The sequence below is a fragment of the Paenibacillus sp. FA6 genome, assembly GCF_051550225.1.
Taxonomy (GTDB): domain Bacteria; phylum Bacillota; class Bacilli; order Paenibacillales; family Paenibacillaceae; genus Paenibacillus_AQ.
The window spans coordinates 5137808-5155781 of record NZ_CP188820.1 but is presented as its reverse complement, the minus strand read 5'-3'; the positions used below and the strand labels follow the sequence as shown (position 1 = coordinate 5155781).

Below are 17974 nucleotides of genomic sequence, written 5' to 3'. Positions count from 1 at the left end.
AACAAAAACTCCTCTCTGTTTGAACAGAGAGGAGTTTTTGTTATTACTTAAGGATACACGCGATCAGGGTTCACTTGATCCCAAGTCTCGGACCCATCTTTGATTCTACTGTAATCATGGTAGTTAGTCGCTTCGAGCACATCCGTATAATACCACTTGTCTGTCGTATTGTCCGGCCAAGCCTTAGCATCTTCATGAATACCATCTACCGTAACTTTACGATTCAATACGCTATTGATGAAAGCCATTGCTTCCGCACGCGTAATGTATTGATTAGGCTTGAATTGTCCATCTGGGTAACCTTTAATCCAGCCTTTGTTCGCTGCAGATACAATATATTTTGCCGCCCAATGATCTTTAATGTCCGAGAACAACGTGTTCTCTTGCTCATTGAGATTATCAAATCTTGATGCAATTGCAGCAAATTCTGCTCTTGTAATTTGTTGACCAGGTTTAAATGTTCCGTCCTGGTAACCAGTGATGATGCCAGCGTTCTCCATCGTAGCGATGTGTTTGTTCGACCAGCGACTACTCTCGACATCTCCATATGAGCTAATCTTCTTCAAGTAATCACTACGCGTCGCATCATCCATCAATCTGTAGAAGATCACTGCGACTTCTTCACGGCTGATCCGATTCTCCGGTTTAATTGTTCCATCTGGATAACCATTAATGTAATTAAAGTGATCATCCATCTCCAACCTTGGTGGTGCTGGAGGCAATGGTTTAACTACTGGAGGTGCCGGTGGCAACGGTGTTATACCTGATGGACCTGGTGTTGATGTATCCGGATTCGGATTTGGGTTGACCGGAGGAGTTACAGGTGTATTCTTCACATAATAGAAGATATATTCCTGTCCTTCTGCATCCCCAAATTCATATACATCTGTAGACTTCTCAGGAGTATATCCCTGAACCGCCCCTGCCGTTAATGTAACGATTGTACCTGCAATTCCTGTCACGGTCTGTTGGCCAAGTTCGACATTTGTTTCTTTATCCAAATATCTCACGATCAACTGTTGTATATCTTCAACATCATCTGTCATGTACTCGAAGGTATACTGCTGTTCAAGTGCATCCGTGATTACATAATCAAAGTTGACAATGGTTGGCGTGTATACCGCATCAGATACTGTAATCAGCTCTGCATGTAAAGGAAGTATATCCCCTACCTTGCCGCTAATCACAACAGGGTCAACCAACGGTTGTTTAGTTAATTGATCTACATAATTCACGGTTACATCTCGTTCTTCGATAATTGGAGCATTCTTTGTGTAGTAGAAGGTATGCTGCTGTCCTTCTGTATCCTTGATTAGATAGTCAAAGTCAGGATTGACTGGTGTGTATACACTACCATCAGAAGATATAATTGGTTCTGCATGTAACGGAAGTACTTCCCCTACATTGCCACTATGCGTAGTAGAATCTTTCAGAACTGTTTCAGTTCCTTCTAATACATAATTCACAGTTACATAGCCTTCTTTAATAATTGGAGTATCCTTTGTGTAGTAGAAGATATACTCTTGAACTTTAGTCGCTGTGAAGGTATAGCTGTGACTTAATGCTTCCGCTGTGTAGCCAGTCACTGTCGCCGCTGCAAGCGTAACGTTTTCTCCGGTTACACCCGCTTTAGTCGTTGCATCAGCTAGTTCCTTATCTGTACCTTCTTCCAAGTACTTCACAGTAACCGTTTGTTCGTCTGCTGTGTAGTAGAAGATATGCTCTTGAACTTCATTTGCTGTGAAGGTGTAGCTGTGACTTGGTGCTTCCGCTGTATAGCCAGTGACGGTTGCTGCTGTAAGTGTAACAATTCCTCCTAACACACCTGCTTCAGCTGTTGCAGCAGACAATTCCTCATCCGTTCCTCTTTCCAAGTACTTCACAGTAACCGTTTGTTGGTCTGCTGAGTAGTAGAAGATATGCTCTTGAACTGGAGTTGCTGTAAAGATATAGCTGTGACTTGCCTCTTTGGCTGTATAGCCAGGAATTGTCGCCGCTGCAAGCGTAACGTTTCCTCCGGTTACACCCGCTTTAGTCGTTGCATCAGCTAGTTGCTTATCTGTTCCTTCTTCCAAGTACTTCACAGTAACCGTTTGTTCGTCTGCTGTGTAGTAGAAAATATGCTCTTGGCCTGGAATTGCCGTAAAGGTATAGCTGTGACTTAATGCTCCCGCTGTGTAGCCAGTCACTGTCGCCGCTGTAAGCGTAACGGTTTCACCTGTTACACCCTCTTCAGCTGTTGCAGCTTCCAATACCTTGTTCGTTCCTTCTTCCAAGTACTTCACAGTAACTGTTTGTTCGTCTGCTGTGTAGTAAAAGATATGCTCTTGGTCTGGAGTTGCTTTAAAAGTATAACTGTGACTTTCCGCTTTGGCTGTGTAGCCAGCAATTGTTGCCGCTGTAAGCGTAACGGTTTTTCCTGTTTCACCCGTTTTTGTGATTGCAGCCTCCAATGCCTTGTCAGTTCCTTCTTCCAAGTACTTCACAGTAACCGTTTGTTCGTTTGCTGTGTAGTAGAAGATATGCTCTTGAACTTCATTTGCTGTGAAGGTATAGCTGTGATTTGCAGCTTTGGCTGTGTAGCCAGCAATTGTTGCCGCTGTAAGTGTAGCGGTTCCTCCGGTTACACCCGTTTTAGTGATTGCAGCCTCCAATACCTTGCCAGTTCCTTCTTCCAAGTACTTCACAGTAACCGTTTGTTCGTTTGCTGTGTAGTAGAAGATATGCTCTTGGCCTGGAGTTGCTTTAAAAGTATAACTGTGACTTGCCGCTTTGGCTGTATAGCCAGGAATTGTTGCCGCTGTAAGCGTAACGGTTTTTCCTGTTTCACCTGCTATAGTGGTTGCATCATCCAATACCTTGTTCGTTCCTTCTTCCAAGTACTTCACAGTGACCGTTTGTGTACCTGCTGTGTAGTAGAAGATATATTCTTGGCCTGCGGTAGCCGTAAAAGTGTAACCATCGCTTACCTTTTCTGAAGTGTATCCAGCAATTGTCGCCGCTGTAAGTGTAACGATTTTCCCTGTTACACCCGCTGTCGTCGTTGCAGCAGACAGTTCCTTATTCGTACCTTTCTCCAAATACTTCACAGTAACTGATTGTGCGCCTGCTGTGTAGTAGAAGATATACTCTTGAACTGGTGTTGCTGTAAAAGTGTAGCTGTTGCTGGTCTTTTCTGCTGTGTACCCCGCGATGGTTGCCGCTGTAAGCAGAAGTTCTTTGCCTGTTACACCACTTTTAGTAATTGCAGTAGCTAGTTCCTTATTCGTATCCTTTTCCAAATACTTCACAGTAACCGTTTGTTCGTCTGCTGTGTAGTAGAAAATATGCTCTTGGCCTGGAGTTGCCGTAAAGGTATAGCTGTGACTTAATGCCTTCGCTGTGTACCCAGCAATTGTCGCTGCTGTAAGTGTAACGGTCCCTCCTGTTACACCCGCTTTAGTGATTGCAGCCTCCAATACCTTGTCCGTTCCTTCTTCCAAATACTTCACAGTCACCACTTGCGCGCCTGCTGTGTAGTAGAAAATATGCTCTTGGCTTGGAGTTGCTTTAAAAGTATAGCTGTGACTTGCCAATTTGGCTGTGTAACCAGGAATTGGCGCCGCTGTAAGCGTAACAGTCTCCCCTGTTACACCCGCTGTCGTGGTTGCAACCTTCAATACTTTGTTCGTTCCTTCTTCCAAATACTTCACAGTAACCGCTTGTGCATTGGCTGTGTAGTTAACTGTGATCGTTACTTCTTTATTAGGCATCGTTCCAGTTACTCTTCCGCTATTAACGATTAACCCACTACCTGTACTAAGGGTCACGTTCTTGAAAGTATATCCTGGAATAACCTTGTTGCTGTAATCGGAATCTACTGATTCACCTTGAAGTTTCTTGACTACTTCAGCTGGACTTAGAACGTTATCTCCAGCCTTATATTCTACATTGAGATTATAAGGTGCTTTCACATATCCGAACCAGATGGTTGGATTAGGAGCAGAAGTAGTTAATTTCATACTTGTTGGATTATCGCCTTTTTTGAGCGAATAACCATCAACAACTTTTGCTGGTACCGAATAGGTCCCGTTGATATCAAGCGCCGACTTTCCAGATACAGTAAACGGTTCGTCGTATAGCTGTTCTGCTAGATCAGGTCTATCTACAACAACTCCGGCTGTATTGATTGGATCGCCTTGCGCATTAACATAATATCCTCTAACGGTAATAGAACCCTTCCCGAAGCTCACCTCAGGTACATCAAATTCCTTCGATGCAGATTTCTTATTAACATCTGTATAGTTCAATATGGTTGCTTTGTTTGTTGGATATAATATGTTTGGATCTGCGTTCGCATCCATCTTAACGATATAACTCATCGTTGCTGGAGAGCCCTCGGCAATGTTACCGATATCCCAGTCGATCGTTTCTGACCCACTGTTCCATTTTGTCGTTCCTTGAGAAACGGTGACATCACCGATCTTATCAAACTTGGCACCCATTGGATCGATAACTTTTGCGTTCTCCGCTGCAAAGGAAATCTTGCTGGACAATTCAGTAAAGACGTTGTTCAACTCATTACTGGTTGAAGCAAGGTATCCCTTATTTTGACTCTTATTCAATACATCTTTGGCATTGTTATCATTTCCAACATCAAGCCCTATGGAATAAATACCAATTCCCTTATCCTTGATTAGCTTGGCTTCTGATATGGTTGCAATACCATTATTATTTACCTCGTGGCCGTTTACTGTATAAATTTCGCGATCGTACCACTGACCGAACCATTTATATCCTTCGGCTAAATTATAGTTACTACCTGATCCGAGAACAGTCCCGTAATTAAAATTTGAAAGCGCAAACCCTGCCTTTTTGTCTCCAGGCCATGTATAAGTTGTCGCCTTACCTGCCTTATAGCTGTATGTCGGTGCTCCATCACTTAAGAGGACGATGACCTTGTTCTGTGCTTGGCTTCCCGCCAACAACGTATCAGCACGGTGGAGTCCTGCTTGAATGTTGGTGCCTCCACTAGCTTTAATTTTATCAATGTCTTTCTTTAGATCTCCCTTACCAGATGTCCCCTTAAATTCGGATACAGTTGTTACATCATCAGAAAAGGATACAACCGCTATTTTTGTCGTCGAATCTTTAATTAGCAAATTATCGACAAATTTATTCGCGGCCGTAATAGCATTAGTCATTCGACTCGAATCTTTCATACTTGCCGACCGATCGATGACCAATACAACGTCTGTACTGGTGTTAGTCTGAATATTTTTACCCTCAACGGTTAACGTTACCTTCCATTGACCCAGTGCCCCTGGTATAGGCTCAGCTACCTTCGTCAGATTAACTGCTCCCGGATTGGGCCATACTGGCTGATTCGTTGCATCCGCAGAGCTTGTTAGCAAGGTTCCTGGTATAAGTCCTATGAACACTGAGAATATGAGTAACCACATCGATGCACGTCTTAAACTCCGTTTCATTGTTTCCTCCTTATTATTTATGGAATTAGTTCCCCGGAACACAAAAAGGTCCAGCTGCATTAACGAGGTTAATTGCAGCTGGACGATCATAAGTCTATTAACATAGACTCTTAGATTCCGAGGCTTTGCGAACCAATCTTTCGATTAGTGTGCCAAAATATACAATTGTCGTTAGCGCAGATGCACTTTCGTGACTTACATCATATTTTTTGCTCCGTAAATAATATAAAGGAACTATCGTAGTCCAATATATTCCACATATCGAAAATTGTCAATCATTTATATTGTAACAATTCCTAATATTAATGGAGAAACCCAAGAATATAATCAATCCAATTTTCCACTCGTTCAGTTGGTTTAAATGAATAATATCGATTAAATAATCTTTATTATAGTCTTCGATATATTGTTTGTTTGCTGTTCTATTTCATTTAAGCGGTTCAATGCCATAAGCATCGCACCGCTAGATGCATCCTTTCTTGCAATAATACATTGCATCCCAGGATAGTGCTGTTCCAGCATTTTTACAAAAGCAGTCTGCACAAAGGTAGCCTTGAGCAGAACACTCCCCGCCATAGCAAGAGTTCCTTCCTGCAAAGACAGTTTTTCCACTACAGGGACCACCAGCTCGAACAAGGAACAAGCACTTTTTCTAGCAATGGTCAGAGCCACCTGATCCCCCAGCGCACAGGCATCTGTCAAGATAGGAGCCAAAGCAGCAATGTCCTTTTTATTGGTGCTTTGGTCATACACAAAACCGACGATCTGCTGAACCGTCTCCATAGAAAGTTGCTTATACACCATTCTAGTCATTTCTGTTGGAGGTAAACGACCATCATTCGCCTGTACCATAGCAGTGAGTATATCCCGACCTATACTGTAACCACTGCCCTCATCATCTATGAGGTGACCCAAACCACCCGTGCGATGAGAAAGACCCTTTTCATTTCTCCCATAACAGATCGACCCGGTACCTGCAATTAGAATAATGCCGTGCAGATGTTCTTGTGCACCGTAAAGAGCTGTTTCGTGATCGCCAGTAATGACCAGTCCTCCCTGATACCCACACTCTCTGACATTAACATCTAGCCGAGTGATAACCGTAGGATTACTGACTCCAGCCGCACCGATGCAGATCTGTACACAATGATCCAGACCGCCGCATACCCTTGCAATTGTTGCAAAAATCTCTTGAAAACTAAGACGGATACTATCCTCATCCTGCCCATTATAGTTAATAGCACCCGATGTAAAGGTATGCACGACGGACCCATTCTCATCGGCTACCGCCACCGCGGTTTTTGTACCGCCACCATCCAATCCTGCAACATATCTCATCTATTTATCACGCCCTTATATTTACCATTGTAATGATAGGTTACTCATACCACATCTTCTCTATTAATACAGATGATACTGCTGTTTGATCTGTGCAAATTCCCGACTTTCCTCACGGAATTGCTCCAATAAAGCCGAAACATCTACTGATTCGTCACGGTACAGCTTATCCCCACACAACAAATCAATAAAAGGTCTATCTTTCTCTTTCACTGGTGGTAGGAACGAGAATTGTTCGTAGAGTTGCTTGATGGTATACATTAGAGTAACACCTGTTTCCACAGCATGTATAGCGCGGGCATCCGTTACATACAACTGCACGCCCCTACAAAGTTCTCCCTGATGTTTCGAAAAAGTAGGTTTGAAATAAACCGGTCGGAATAATACCCCAGGTAACTTCTTCCCATTCATCTCATCCGCTAATTGCTCTGCCTGGATAAACGGTGCTCCTATCATTTCAAAAGGAAATGTGGTTCCTCTTCCTTCAGAAATATTGGTACCTTCAAATATACAAGTACCGCTATATAGCAGGGCGGAATCAAATCGCGGTATGCCCATGGAAGGCTGCACCCAGATACGATCAGTATCAGGAAATTGCATACTCCGCTCCCAACCATCACAGAGCACCACATGCAGTTCACAATTCCACTTCATCTGGTCATTGACCATCATCGCCACCTCGCCAGCAGTCAGCCCATAGCGCACACTAAGAGGATAATTTCCGATAAAGGATTCATAACCCTTCTTTAGAATGTTTCCTTCCACAGTTAAACCATCCAGCGGATTAATTCGATCGAGTACTACAAATTCCTTACCTGCTTTTGCACAGTCTTCCAAAGCATAGAGCATCGTATAGATAAAGGTATAATACCGTACTCCCACATCCTGAATATCGTATACTACCAGATCTACCTCTTCCAACATCTCCTGTGTCAATCGTTTGGAATCCTTACGATACAAGCTATGTACAGGCACACTAGTAATAGGATCCAGATAGGTATCTACTAGAGCGCCTGCATCTTCATCGCCACGCACACCATGCTCTGGTGAAAATAATGCGACAAGATTGAAATTCTCATGCAGAATTTGAATTGTGGATACAAAATCATGGCTTAATCCCGTTGGTGCCGTAATCAGTCCCAATCGTTTCCCCTTGAATAAGTGGGCATACTGCGCAATGCAATCAATACCGTTTCGGATCATAGCAACCCCCAGAAAATATAGTGTGATTCAGAAATGACTGTAACAATTAATTGTTACAGTCATTTCTCCTATCCGTTCATAATTCAGTTTTAAGTATACGCATCGTTTCTTCTGGAATCATGAATGTCTCTGCATATTCTTTTCGAGCCTCTATACCGCGAACTCTAGATAAATGCTTGTAGTATTCCAAGTAAGGGAAGGATTTACTTCCGGTTACGAACCAATGTTGAGACACTGCCTTAATCCATAGATCATAGGCTTCTTGGGAGAAATCCACATACACATAAGGTTTATAGTCGACTGCATCCTCCCAGTTCTCCGCATAATATAGTTTGGAGGCAAAGAATGCAGGCTTTTCCCTTTGAAATGAAGCTAATCCGCCAAAAAATCGTGCGTCGTTAACAATCAAGTGTGTCGTCATATGATCCTTGTGCATGCTGTTCTTAAAGTGCGTAATAATGATATTCGGCTTCACCTCACGAATAACATCGCACACTCGAAGGCGCATCTCCTCATTATTGTGTAACTCTCCGTCTGGAATATCGAAAACGATGGATTCTCCACCCAACATCTCGGCAAAAAGGTTGGCCTCATTCACCTTCTGCTCGCGATACTCAGCCATATCTCTCCCCGCAGGAACACCACGTTCACCCGCGGTCAGCGCCAATGTCACAATACGATCACCCTTAAGAGAATGGCTTGCCAAGACACCACCAGCCGTTAGTTCCATATCACCTACATGTCCACCTATAGCCAATATTGTTACTTTTCCTACACTCATCTTTAAAACTCCCTTCTCATGACAGAAAATTCTTTGGCATGTTGAAAACCAGCCTTCTCGTAAATACGCATGGCAGGATTATTCCTTCCGGTAAATAGGGACATATATATTGTATCGATGTTCTGAAATGCTTCACACAACTTAAAAAAGAGAATGCTGCCAAGACCATGCCCCTCATGATTCGGATGTACCCCAATCCCGGCAAAAAAGGCTCGACCATTATCCTGTCGGATAACTGGACCGGCGAATCCGACTGTTTTCCCTTCATACGCTACAATCACCATTGGAACACCCTCAGCCGTATAATTAGGGATTTGTGTATCCCATAAGGGGTTGTCGAATCCGCCCAGCATCTCATTCACTCCGCTGTGCTTTTCCGGATCAAATAGTTCCACTGCATAACCTTCTTCAGCTACTTTTTCTTCTTTGGATTTAATATCTTCTGGGATGAAGAAGTCAGCAAGATTCAGATACATCGCACATTCCCTTGAACGATCCACATATCCTTGGCTTAACAGGAACGGATAAAGCGTGCTATCTAATGGTACACCGGGTGCATTGTTATGCTCATGTTTCGGTGTATCTGGTATATACCAAGGTAATAACATGGGATTGAAGAACAGGACATCCGCCTGCTTCTTACCCAAATGTTGAAAGCGTTGCTCTAATGCATTTAACATCAACTTGTAGTTTTCATTGGTTTTGCACTCACTGGATAGAACGATACAGGTGATATAGCCTGCAACGTCCCCCAAAGGTAAGTCATCCCCTGTACATCCACAGGTAAAGCCCTTTACTAGATCAGCTTCTAGCAAAACAAATGTTGTTTCCCTATCGAAATAAGGGCTAGACAAGAAGATGTTTGCAAAACTAATTTCAGTTAGCTCCTTATATCCATCTTTCACGGCTTCCTTGTTCCACAAAGAAATAACGCCCTGAATATATTGGTTATCCCAAGACTTCATCATAATAGGATACCTCCACCCTAGTAAAATCTAGTATGATATCTTCCCCATAATGACAGCCCGCTGAGCTCCTGTGACGCTAGGAAGATTGTTTGGCAATTTACCTAACGTATAATCGGCAAGCAAGGCGAAGGCAATCGCCTCTTTGGCATCACTACTCAGGCCAACATCCTCCTGGGTAAGTACTTGTACGCCCATTGGCTCCATCTCTTGCTGAAGGAATCTCATCAGCACGGGATTATAGCTTCCACCACCACCTACTAGCATCCTATCTGACGGATGATCAAGATGGATAAAGCGGCGATAAGCCTCTCCAATCGACCATGCAGTGAGCATGGTCACTGTTGCTATAAGATCGTCTGAAGACAGACGATGTTCATGTTGATAGCTAAGCAACCTATCTACATAAGAGGAGCCAAATCGTTCTCTGCCAGTGGTCTTTGGTAAAGGCAACGTATAGTATGCTTCTTGCTGTAACAGATGAAGGAGATCCGTGTCTACACGACCCCTTTGAGCTATCGCCCCTCCTACATCCATCGTCATTTCACCGAGAGTTAGATTCGTCACAAGGCCATCGATCAACATGTTACCCGGTCCGGTATCAAAAGCGAAAACTTGCTCAGGTGTGCAACCTGCAGGTATGACGGTAATATTGCCGATACCCCCAATATTCTGTAAAAGCAAGGTTCGCTTATCCTCCCGATATAACAAATACTCCGTAAATGGAACCAGTGGTGCACCCTGTCCACCGACAGCCATATCAGCCACGCGGAAATCAGATACGCAGGGAATCCCTGTTCTAGCAGATATCACTGCGCCTTCCCCAATCTGCACCGTATAATTCAGATGATAGCCTTCTATTTGCTGAAACTCTGGAGCATGATATATTGTCTGCCCGTGAGAGCCGATGACTGCAATGTCGCTGGGAGCGAGCTTCGCTTTCGCTATAACAGACAATACAGCCTTTGCAAATAGCTCACCAAGCAGCATGTTCATGCTTCCAATTTTGTCTACTGTTGCTTTCTCAGGTTCAAATAGTGAAAAGATTCTTTCTCGAACTTCTATGGAGTAAGGCGTATTCTCGAATGCAAGCAGTTTGACTTTCGAGCCGCGACCAGAATCCCCACTTATTTCAACAACAGCCCCATCAATACCGTCTACAGAAGTACCTGACATCAATCCGACAACGTAGCGACGGTCGTACACGGGAATACATTTGCTAGTCATGTTATCCTTTCACCGCCCCAACCGTAACCCCCTCTAGGAAATACTTTTGCAGACTGAAAAAGAGAATAAACATAGGGAGAGCAGATATGGTTGCGCCTGCCATCATAGGTGCGAAATAAGTAGTGTTAGCAAATCGAAAGTTTTTCAAGCCAACCTGAATGGTCTGCATATCCATTGTATTGGTAACGAGGAACGGCCAGAAGAATGTGTTCCAGCTATCCATGAAGGTGAGAATAGCCATTACTGCTAATATGGTTTTGGATAATGGCAAGACGATTCTAAAAAAGATTTGAAACTGGTTGCACCCTTCAATCTTGGCACATTCAAGAACCTCTGTAGGAATTGTGGTCATAAACTGTTTGGCGAGAAAAATATTATATACAGTGACAAGACCAGGTAAGATCAACGCACTGTAGGTATTCTGAATTTGAAAAGTATTTACAATAAGTATGTACAAAGGTACCTGTGTTACCTGATACGGAATCATCATCGCACAAAGGAGTAAAGCGAACAGTACGTTTCTTCCTTTGAAGCGGATTTTGGAGAATGCATAGCCTGCCAGGCTGGCAAAAAACACATTGGTTATCATGACACTGCTCGCCACAATTAAAGAGTTTAATAGCCATCTGTAGGAATGTACACTGTAATTAAAGAAGAACTTGTAGGAATCCAGCGATACTTTTTTAGGAAATAGTGAATAGCTCATCGCACCTGCCTCAACGGGATCGCCTAAGGATGAAATAATCATAAAATATATAGGAAATAACGTTGCCAAAGCAAAAATTAGAAGGACGGTTATCAATCCAGCGTTTCGGATGTATTTCACTCTTTTGTTGCCTGTATATTTATTATATAATGCCATATCCGCGCCTCCTCCCCTTAATATTCCACATCATTACCAAGGAATTTAAATTGGAATAATGAAATCCCGGCAATAATTAGCGCCAATATCAAAGATTGAGCGGCAGCTTTACCGAATTCAAAATACTTAAATGCATTATTAAAAATAAGTAAACCTACCATCGTCGTTGAATTGTCGGGACCCCCACCAGTCATTAAGTAGGCGTTCTGAAACACCTGGAAAGAACCAATGACACCGGTTACTAGAAGAAATAACGTCGTTGGTTTTAGGCAAGGAATAACGATGTACCACAACTTTTGTAAGAAAGATGCACCATCTAGCTCTGCGGCTTCATAGTAGCTCTCGTCAATACCCAATAAACCAGCTATGTAGATGATAATACTTGTGCCATGGCTAGATAACCATGCCATAATAACCAAAGAGAACATGGCCGTACTACTGGATCCCAACCAGTTCTGGTTCTGAATACCGAATAAACCAATAAGCTTGTTGAAAATTCCAGATGGCATTGGATCATAAATCCAGAGCCATACGACTGATAATGAAACGCCAGAAGCGACGGCTGGCAAATAATAGACTGCTTTAAACGTCGTCTGCAACCATTTCCTTAGCGGTAGAATCAAAATAGCGACGGCAAATGAAAGAAGTAGGGCTACTGGTACTGTTAATATCGTATACACGATGGTATTTTTTATGGACTTCCAAAATAAGGAGTCACCTAATGTATTGATATAATTATCAAAGCCTATATAGCTGGAACCCAGAGGTTTATATTGCTGAAAACTGATAATGAAGGCGCTAAAAACTGGATATGCCGTAAACATCGCAAAAATAACCAAAGCAACTGCGATAAACCCATATCCCCAGACTCCATCTCCCTTTATTCTACGTTTTCTTATTGGTTTAGCTGACTGAATCATATTGCAAAACCCCTTTTCAATAATCAGTCTCTCAAATATATCTCGGATAGTCATATGTAAATTCACATGACTATCCGATTAAATTAACTATTACTTTACAATTCCGTCTTCACCGAATGCTTTAATTGCTGCTTCTTTTACTGCTTCATACATCACTTCAGGAGTAATTTCACCTGCTAGTAACGCTTGTAATTTAGGAATAATAACTTCATCCTCAATCTTTATAGCTTTTGCACCTAATTCCGCTGGAATATCAGGGCGTGCAGGTGTAGCGTGAGATAGTAGAACTTCAACTGCTGCTACATTTTCAGGATTTCTGTCAATCGTCATGCTTTCAGCAGCTTTTCTACCGCTGTCAGTGATGTGTGCTGCGAAGAGATCATTATTAGTCGTTGCTGAAACCTTACCGCTAGCTAAGAAATAAGCTGCCTTTACTACATTTTCCTTATGCTCAGCTGTTGGTTCCTTTTTACCACGGAAAGTAACATATCCATCTACAACAGTACTAGACATCGGTTCCTCACCCAAGAATGAAGGGACAGGCAAGACCATATATTCGACTTCAATACTTCCTTGTACAGCGCTTCCATCATTGGCCTTAATCTTCGCGTTATTCTTATTAGCGGAATTCTCAAAAGTAGCAAGGCCTTTACCTGTTATCATGGTTTGACCCGTAAGGAACATATTCCAACGTTTACCTGCATCCACCGAGCTAAGCTCTTTAGGCATTGAACCATCATCAATAAGTTCACGAACAGCTTTTAAAACTTCCAAATAGTTTTTGCTAGTGTAAGCGAATTTTAATTCTTTATTAAATGCGGCTGGCATACCTGCGCTTTTGATCAAGATATTCAAGTAATCTTTAGAAGTAACGCCCGCGGTCGCGAATACAAATCCGTATCGAGAAGTAGCGCTTCCATCCTTAACTACACCTTTTTTGATGGATTCGCGGAATTCCTCGTATGTCCAACCGTTTTTCTGAACACTTTTCCAATCAATTCCCGCTTCTTCTAGAAATGCCTTATTTCCGCCCAATGCATGGACTTCCATATAACCCGGAAAGCCATATAGGCCCTCACCCTTCTTCATATATTCCAATGGAATTTCATCATAATCTTTAATCATTTCTGGCGTTGCAATATCTGTGATGTCCATGAGCATTTCCTGCTGCATATATTTAGAAATACCATCCGAACCAATAAAGGCGATATCTGGAGGGCTACCTGCATTAACCTGTGTATCCAGCTTCTGCGTCATATCTTCCCAGCTAGCTGGTTCGATTTTCAAGGTCAAATTAGGATATAATTCTTTAAAGTCCTTTTCCATCTGTATAAAGTTGTCTTGAAAGTTTCCTGAAACTGGTGGAAGCAGAGCAGTAATGGTGTCTTTTGCATCAGCTGTGGGCTTTACGCTTTCCGTAGTTGAAGGCTTAGGGCTGGTACTTTCCTTAGTCGGTGAACTACCGCATGCTGTCAGTGTGGTCAACGTTAAAGTCAAAGCCAAGATTGATGCTAAAACATGCCCTTTTTTTCTCATAATAATTAGCCTCCTAAAATGATATCCGTATAGTTTAGAACACGATCAATTGCAGATTAAACAACTTTGCTGAATGTACGTATTGCTGCCTTCAGACTTCCGTCACACTCATTCAATGCTTGCTCTGCCTCCCTTGCATCCAAACCGGTTTTGATCATCATAATCGCCAGTTTACAGCTCATGGAAGCCCTTTCAAGATAATTCCCTGCTGTGTCAGTGTCCACGTCAGTTGCGGCCTTAATGATACGAATAGAGCGATCGTATAACTTTATATTGCTTGCCTTTAAGTCTACCATTAGATTGTTATAGGTCTTACCAAGTTTCACCATCGTACAAGTCGTAAGCATGTTAAGAACCAACTTCTGTGCAGAACCCGCCTTTAATCGAGTAGAGCCCATAATAACCTCCGGCCCAGTCACAGGTGCAATACAAATGTTGCAGACGCCCTCCAATTTAGAATTTTTGTTGTTCACTACACCTATTGTTGCGGCACCGATCTCAGCGGCCCTTTCCAAACCAGCAATGACGAAAGCTGCACTGCCACTCGCAGTAATACCAACAACTACGTCATTCTTCGTCACACCGCACCGCTCAATTAAAGCGATCCCCTCCTCTGCGTTGTCTTCAAAACCTTCAACAGCTAATCTTAATGCGATATCTCCTCCAGCAATATGACCTTGCACTAGCATAGGATCAATGCCGAAGGTAGGTGGGCATTCTGATGCATCCAACACACCCATTCTCCCAGATGTGCCAGCTCCTATATAAAACATTCTTCCACCATTTTTGAGCACATGATGTAAAATATCAATCGCTTTCATTATTTGCGGAATTTCCGCAGCCACTGCCGCTGGAACCTTAGCATCCTCCATATTCAGGAGTTGCAACATTTGTTCCGTGGTACATTCATCAATCATCAGCGTATCCTGGTTAATCTCCTCCGTAGTCAATCCCGCAAAGTATTCATTCATAATTCATCTTCCTATCCTGATTATTTTGGATCATTAAGTCAACAGATATTACCCCGCATGACCCTCTTCAATCCATCTATATTCTAAATTTTATATTAACTAGACCATGACGTTTCGTCAATAGTTTTTGAAATAATATTTTATAATGGAGTAATATACTGTTTTATTATTTTATAAAGCGACAAAAAAAGACATCGGCACATTACGCTTAGCCGACGTCCATATCACTTTATTTACGATGCTTGCTTGATAAAATGTTGTGAGTCTTAGTCAAATATTTCTTTACATTCTGGTATTCCGCACTGGCTACACCTGCAAAAAGAATATCAACTACGGTGAGCATAGCGATTCGTGATCCCGTGGCACCGCTTCTAATGGAAACCTCTGGAGTAGAAATACTCAGCACGATATTCGCTTTATCCGCTAACTCGCTTTTATTATATTTCGTAATCGCAATAACACATGCGCCATTCTTCTTGGCAATTTCCAGCGAATCAAGAATCTCCACTGTATCACCGGAGTTCGAGATGAAGATAGCAACATCACTCCTTTCCAGCAGTGTAGCAGCAGTGAGTTGACTGTGACCGTCAGTATAAGTGTGGCACATCTTGTTAATCCGGGAGAACTTTTGTTCCGCGTCTATACCGACCAGACCCGAAGCACCGATTCCAAAAAAAGCAATACGGTTACTGCTCCGAAGAACCTTTACAGCACGGGCGATCTCATCCCGATTGATGACACTGAGGGTATCCTCAATTGATTTACAGTTGTTCCGAGAAATATTGGCGATGATGGTTGAAAGATCATCACCTGGTTGAATATCCGTATAGGGGTCCTTCTGCAGCTCATCCATAGAGCCAAGTGATGCAGAAATACTAACAATAAAGTTGCGATAACCGATATAACCCATTGTTTTACAGAAACGAAGAACAGATGCATCACTAGTCTTACTCAGTTGAGCAAGACTCTTGATGGAAAGATGGGGTATATCCTCCATATTATCTAAAATATATTCAGCCACCAGTCTCTCAACTGGTGTCAAGCTATCCTTCATATCCCGAATCTTGATCAAAATATTATCATTAATTGCCATCTTAATTACCTACTCATAATATATTCTCCAAGCTAAGCTAAACTGAACAAACTGGAATGTTACATTTCGATCCGTCTAATTCTATATTATCATAAGCGTATTTATTCCAGAAAACAAGTTCAAGAACAGGAATACTTTCAAAATTGTGAATTCTAGAATAGAAATTTTATTTCGGAGTATTAACTGCATAGTAATTTTTTATTTCTATTTTATATTGCAGAATTTCTAAATGAAATGCTATAATAGCAGCGAGTTTAAGTTAATTTCTACAGTAGATAGTCATCGAAAGGTGGATAACATGAACAAGGTCAAGTTGAAAATAGCCATTATTGGCTCAGGTAGTACCTACACTCCAGAACTGATCGAAGGTATGATTAAGCGCAAAGATGTATTACCCATTGGTGAGCTAGTACTTATGGATATTGATGAAAGAAAACTGGAAATCGTGGGAAATCTTTGTGAGCGTATGATACAGGCCGAGAATATCCCTTGTCGTGTTATCATGACTCAGGACTTGGATGAAGCGCTGCAGGATGCCGATTTCGTGCTAGGTCAAATTCGTGTAGGCAAGTTGCCCGCCAGGGTATTGGACGAGAAAATCCCTCTCAAATATGATCTAATAGGTCAGGAAACCTGCGGTATAGGTGGATTCTTCAAAGCTATGCGTACCATTCCAGCTATGCTCCATGTTGCGGAACGCATGAAAGTGCTCTGCCCGAATGCGTGGCTCATCAACTTCTCCAATCCAGCCGGAATTCTTACAGAAGCTTTACTCAACCATACCGATGTGAAGATGATCGGTCTATGCAATGTTCCTTTCAACATGTTCAAAAGCATTCGTGAATCCCTCCAGCTAAAACAGGAGAAAATCACCTATGTTGGACTCAACCATCTAAGCTGGATTACTGCCATTGAGCAAGATGGTAAGGATTATCTGAAAACAGCGTTAGATATGGGACTCAACAGCGAGGCCATGCAGAATATTCCTTCTAGTGGATTCAGCAAGGAGTTAATCCAACTGGTTGGTGCTATTCCATCTTCTTATATGGAATATTACTACTTCAAAGAGAAAAAGCTTAAACTCACCCAAGATAGCGAGTTAACAAGAGGTGAGAAATGCATGCAAATCGAGGAAGAACTATTAAATATCTATTTAGATTCCACTCTCCATACAAAGCCAGAACTATTGTCCACTCGCGGTGGCGCAAACTATTCAGAAGTTGCGATCAGTCTCGTTGATGCAATCTACAATGACAAACAAGAGGTGCATGTTGTCAACCTCCTTAATAAGGGTGCATTAGACTTCATGGAGGACTCCGACGCTATTGAAGTTTGTGCTGTTGTTGGGAAAGACGGTGCCAAACCCATTAAGATCAGTGGTTTCCATAATCAACATATCATCGACTATATGCGTATGATCAAAGCCTATGAGCGCGAGACCGTAGCTGCTGCAGTATACGGTAATGAAGATGCCGCTATGCGTGCGCTGATGATGAATCCATTGGTAGGTGACTACGATGTAGCGCATGCCTGTTTCATTGAAATGAAGGAAGCTCACAAGGCATATCTTCCGCAGTTTTTCAAAGAAGAGGACTAATATGACAGGAGGT

General features: G+C 42.4%; 12 protein-coding genes and 1 riboswitch. Of the genes, 1 reads left to right on the top strand and 11 read right to left on the bottom strand.

Annotation, left to right across the window (positions count from 1 at the left end):
* Positions 1-47: 47 nt before the first annotated feature.
* The 11 genes from ACP8HI_RS23355 to ACP8HI_RS23305 all read right to left on the bottom strand — a co-directional run bounded on the left by ACP8HI_RS23355 (position 48) and on the right by ACP8HI_RS23305 (position 16364).
* The gene (locus ACP8HI_RS23355) at positions 48-5468 is read right to left on the bottom strand and encodes a MucBP domain-containing protein (RefSeq protein WP_438348508.1); all 5421 of its coding nucleotides are present in this window, start codon (positions 5466-5468) and stop codon (positions 48-50) included.
* Positions 5469-5538: 70 nt separating this feature from the next.
* Positions 5539-5632: riboswitch (cyclic di-GMP riboswitch) on the bottom strand.
* Between the two features lie 211 nt (positions 5633-5843).
* Complete coding sequence (locus tag ACP8HI_RS23350; RefSeq protein WP_438348507.1) at positions 5844-6806, bottom strand: N-acetylglucosamine kinase; 963 nt, start codon at positions 6804-6806, stop codon at positions 5844-5846.
* 63 nt (positions 6807-6869) lie between these two features.
* Positions 6870-8009, bottom strand: coding sequence for an exo-beta-N-acetylmuramidase NamZ family protein (locus ACP8HI_RS23345; RefSeq protein WP_438348506.1), 1140 nt, complete (start codon positions 8007-8009; stop codon positions 6870-6872).
* 76 nt (positions 8010-8085) lie between these two features.
* Positions 8086-8790 carry a PIG-L deacetylase family protein gene (locus tag ACP8HI_RS23340; protein ID WP_438348505.1) on the bottom strand — a complete coding sequence of 235 codons (705 nt, stop codon included), beginning with the start codon at positions 8788-8790 and terminating at the stop codon, positions 8086-8088.
* Between the two features lie 2 nt (positions 8791-8792).
* A complete protein-coding gene (locus ACP8HI_RS23335; RefSeq protein WP_438348504.1) occupies positions 8793-9758 on the bottom strand; it encodes a GNAT family N-acetyltransferase in 966 nt (321 codons plus the stop codon).
* A gap of 27 nt (positions 9759-9785) precedes the next feature.
* Positions 9786-10982: an anhydro-N-acetylmuramic acid kinase gene (locus ACP8HI_RS23330; RefSeq protein ID WP_438348503.1), complete on the bottom strand. Its 1197-nt coding sequence runs from the start codon at positions 10980-10982 to the stop codon at positions 9786-9788.
* 1 nt (position 10983) lies between these two features.
* Positions 10984-11844 (bottom strand): carbohydrate ABC transporter permease, encoded by an 861-nt coding sequence (locus ACP8HI_RS23325; protein WP_438348502.1) that lies wholly within the window; start codon positions 11842-11844, stop codon positions 10984-10986.
* Positions 11845-11861: 17 nt separating this feature from the next.
* Positions 11862-12764: a carbohydrate ABC transporter permease gene (locus tag ACP8HI_RS23320; protein WP_438348501.1), complete on the bottom strand. Its 903-nt coding sequence runs from the start codon at positions 12762-12764 to the stop codon at positions 11862-11864.
* Positions 12765-12854: 90 nt separating this feature from the next.
* A complete protein-coding gene (locus ACP8HI_RS23315; protein ID WP_438348500.1) occupies positions 12855-14300 on the bottom strand; it encodes an ABC transporter substrate-binding protein in 1446 nt (481 codons plus the stop codon).
* Between the two features lie 56 nt (positions 14301-14356).
* Positions 14357-15271 (bottom strand): N-acetylmuramic acid 6-phosphate etherase, encoded by a 915-nt coding sequence (gene murQ / locus ACP8HI_RS23310; protein ID WP_438348499.1) that lies wholly within the window; start codon positions 15269-15271, stop codon positions 14357-14359.
* Positions 15272-15500: 229 nt separating this feature from the next.
* Entirely contained in the window at positions 15501-16364 is an 864-nt protein-coding gene (locus ACP8HI_RS23305; protein WP_438348498.1) for a MurR/RpiR family transcriptional regulator, read from the bottom strand.
* 298 nt (positions 16365-16662) lie between these two features.
* Here ACP8HI_RS23305 and ACP8HI_RS23300 point away from each other — a divergent pair, with 298 nt between their 5' ends.
* Positions 16663-17961, top strand: a complete 1299-nt coding sequence (locus ACP8HI_RS23300; RefSeq protein ID WP_438348497.1) for a 6-phospho-beta-glucosidase — start codon at positions 16663-16665, stop codon at positions 17959-17961.
* Positions 17962-17974: the final 13 nt, after the last annotated feature.

Coding starts and splice junctions, on each gene's coding strand:
- ACP8HI_RS23355 (WP_438348508.1), bottom strand. CDS start 5,468: ATGAAACGGAGTTTAAGACGTGCATCGATGTGGTTACTCATATTCTCA.
- ACP8HI_RS23350 (WP_438348507.1), bottom strand. CDS start 6,806: ATGAGATATGTTGCAGGATTGGATGGTGGCGGTACAAAAACCGCGGTG.
- ACP8HI_RS23345 (WP_438348506.1), bottom strand. CDS start 8,009: ATGATCCGAAACGGTATTGATTGCATTGCGCAGTATGCCCACTTATTC.
- ACP8HI_RS23340 (WP_438348505.1), bottom strand. CDS start 8,790: ATGAGTGTAGGAAAAGTAACAATATTGGCTATAGGTGGACATGTAGGT.
- ACP8HI_RS23335 (WP_438348504.1), bottom strand. CDS start 9,758: ATGATGAAGTCTTGGGATAACCAATATATTCAGGGCGTTATTTCTTTG.
- ACP8HI_RS23330 (WP_438348503.1), bottom strand. CDS start 10,982: ATGACTAGCAAATGTATTCCCGTGTACGACCGTCGCTACGTTGTCGGA.
- ACP8HI_RS23325 (WP_438348502.1), bottom strand. CDS start 11,844: ATGGCATTATATAATAAATATACAGGCAACAAAAGAGTGAAATACATC.
- ACP8HI_RS23320 (WP_438348501.1), bottom strand. CDS start 12,764: ATGATTCAGTCAGCTAAACCAATAAGAAAACGTAGAATAAAGGGAGAT.
- ACP8HI_RS23315 (WP_438348500.1), bottom strand. CDS start 14,300: ATGAGAAAAAAAGGGCATGTTTTAGCATCAATCTTGGCTTTGACTTTA.
- murQ (WP_438348499.1), bottom strand. CDS start 15,271: ATGAATGAATACTTTGCGGGATTGACTACGGAGGAGATTAACCAGGAT.
- ACP8HI_RS23305 (WP_438348498.1), bottom strand. CDS start 16,364: ATGGCAATTAATGATAATATTTTGATCAAGATTCGGGATATGAAGGAT.
- ACP8HI_RS23300 (WP_438348497.1), top strand. CDS start 16,663: ATGAACAAGGTCAAGTTGAAAATAGCCATTATTGGCTCAGGTAGTACC.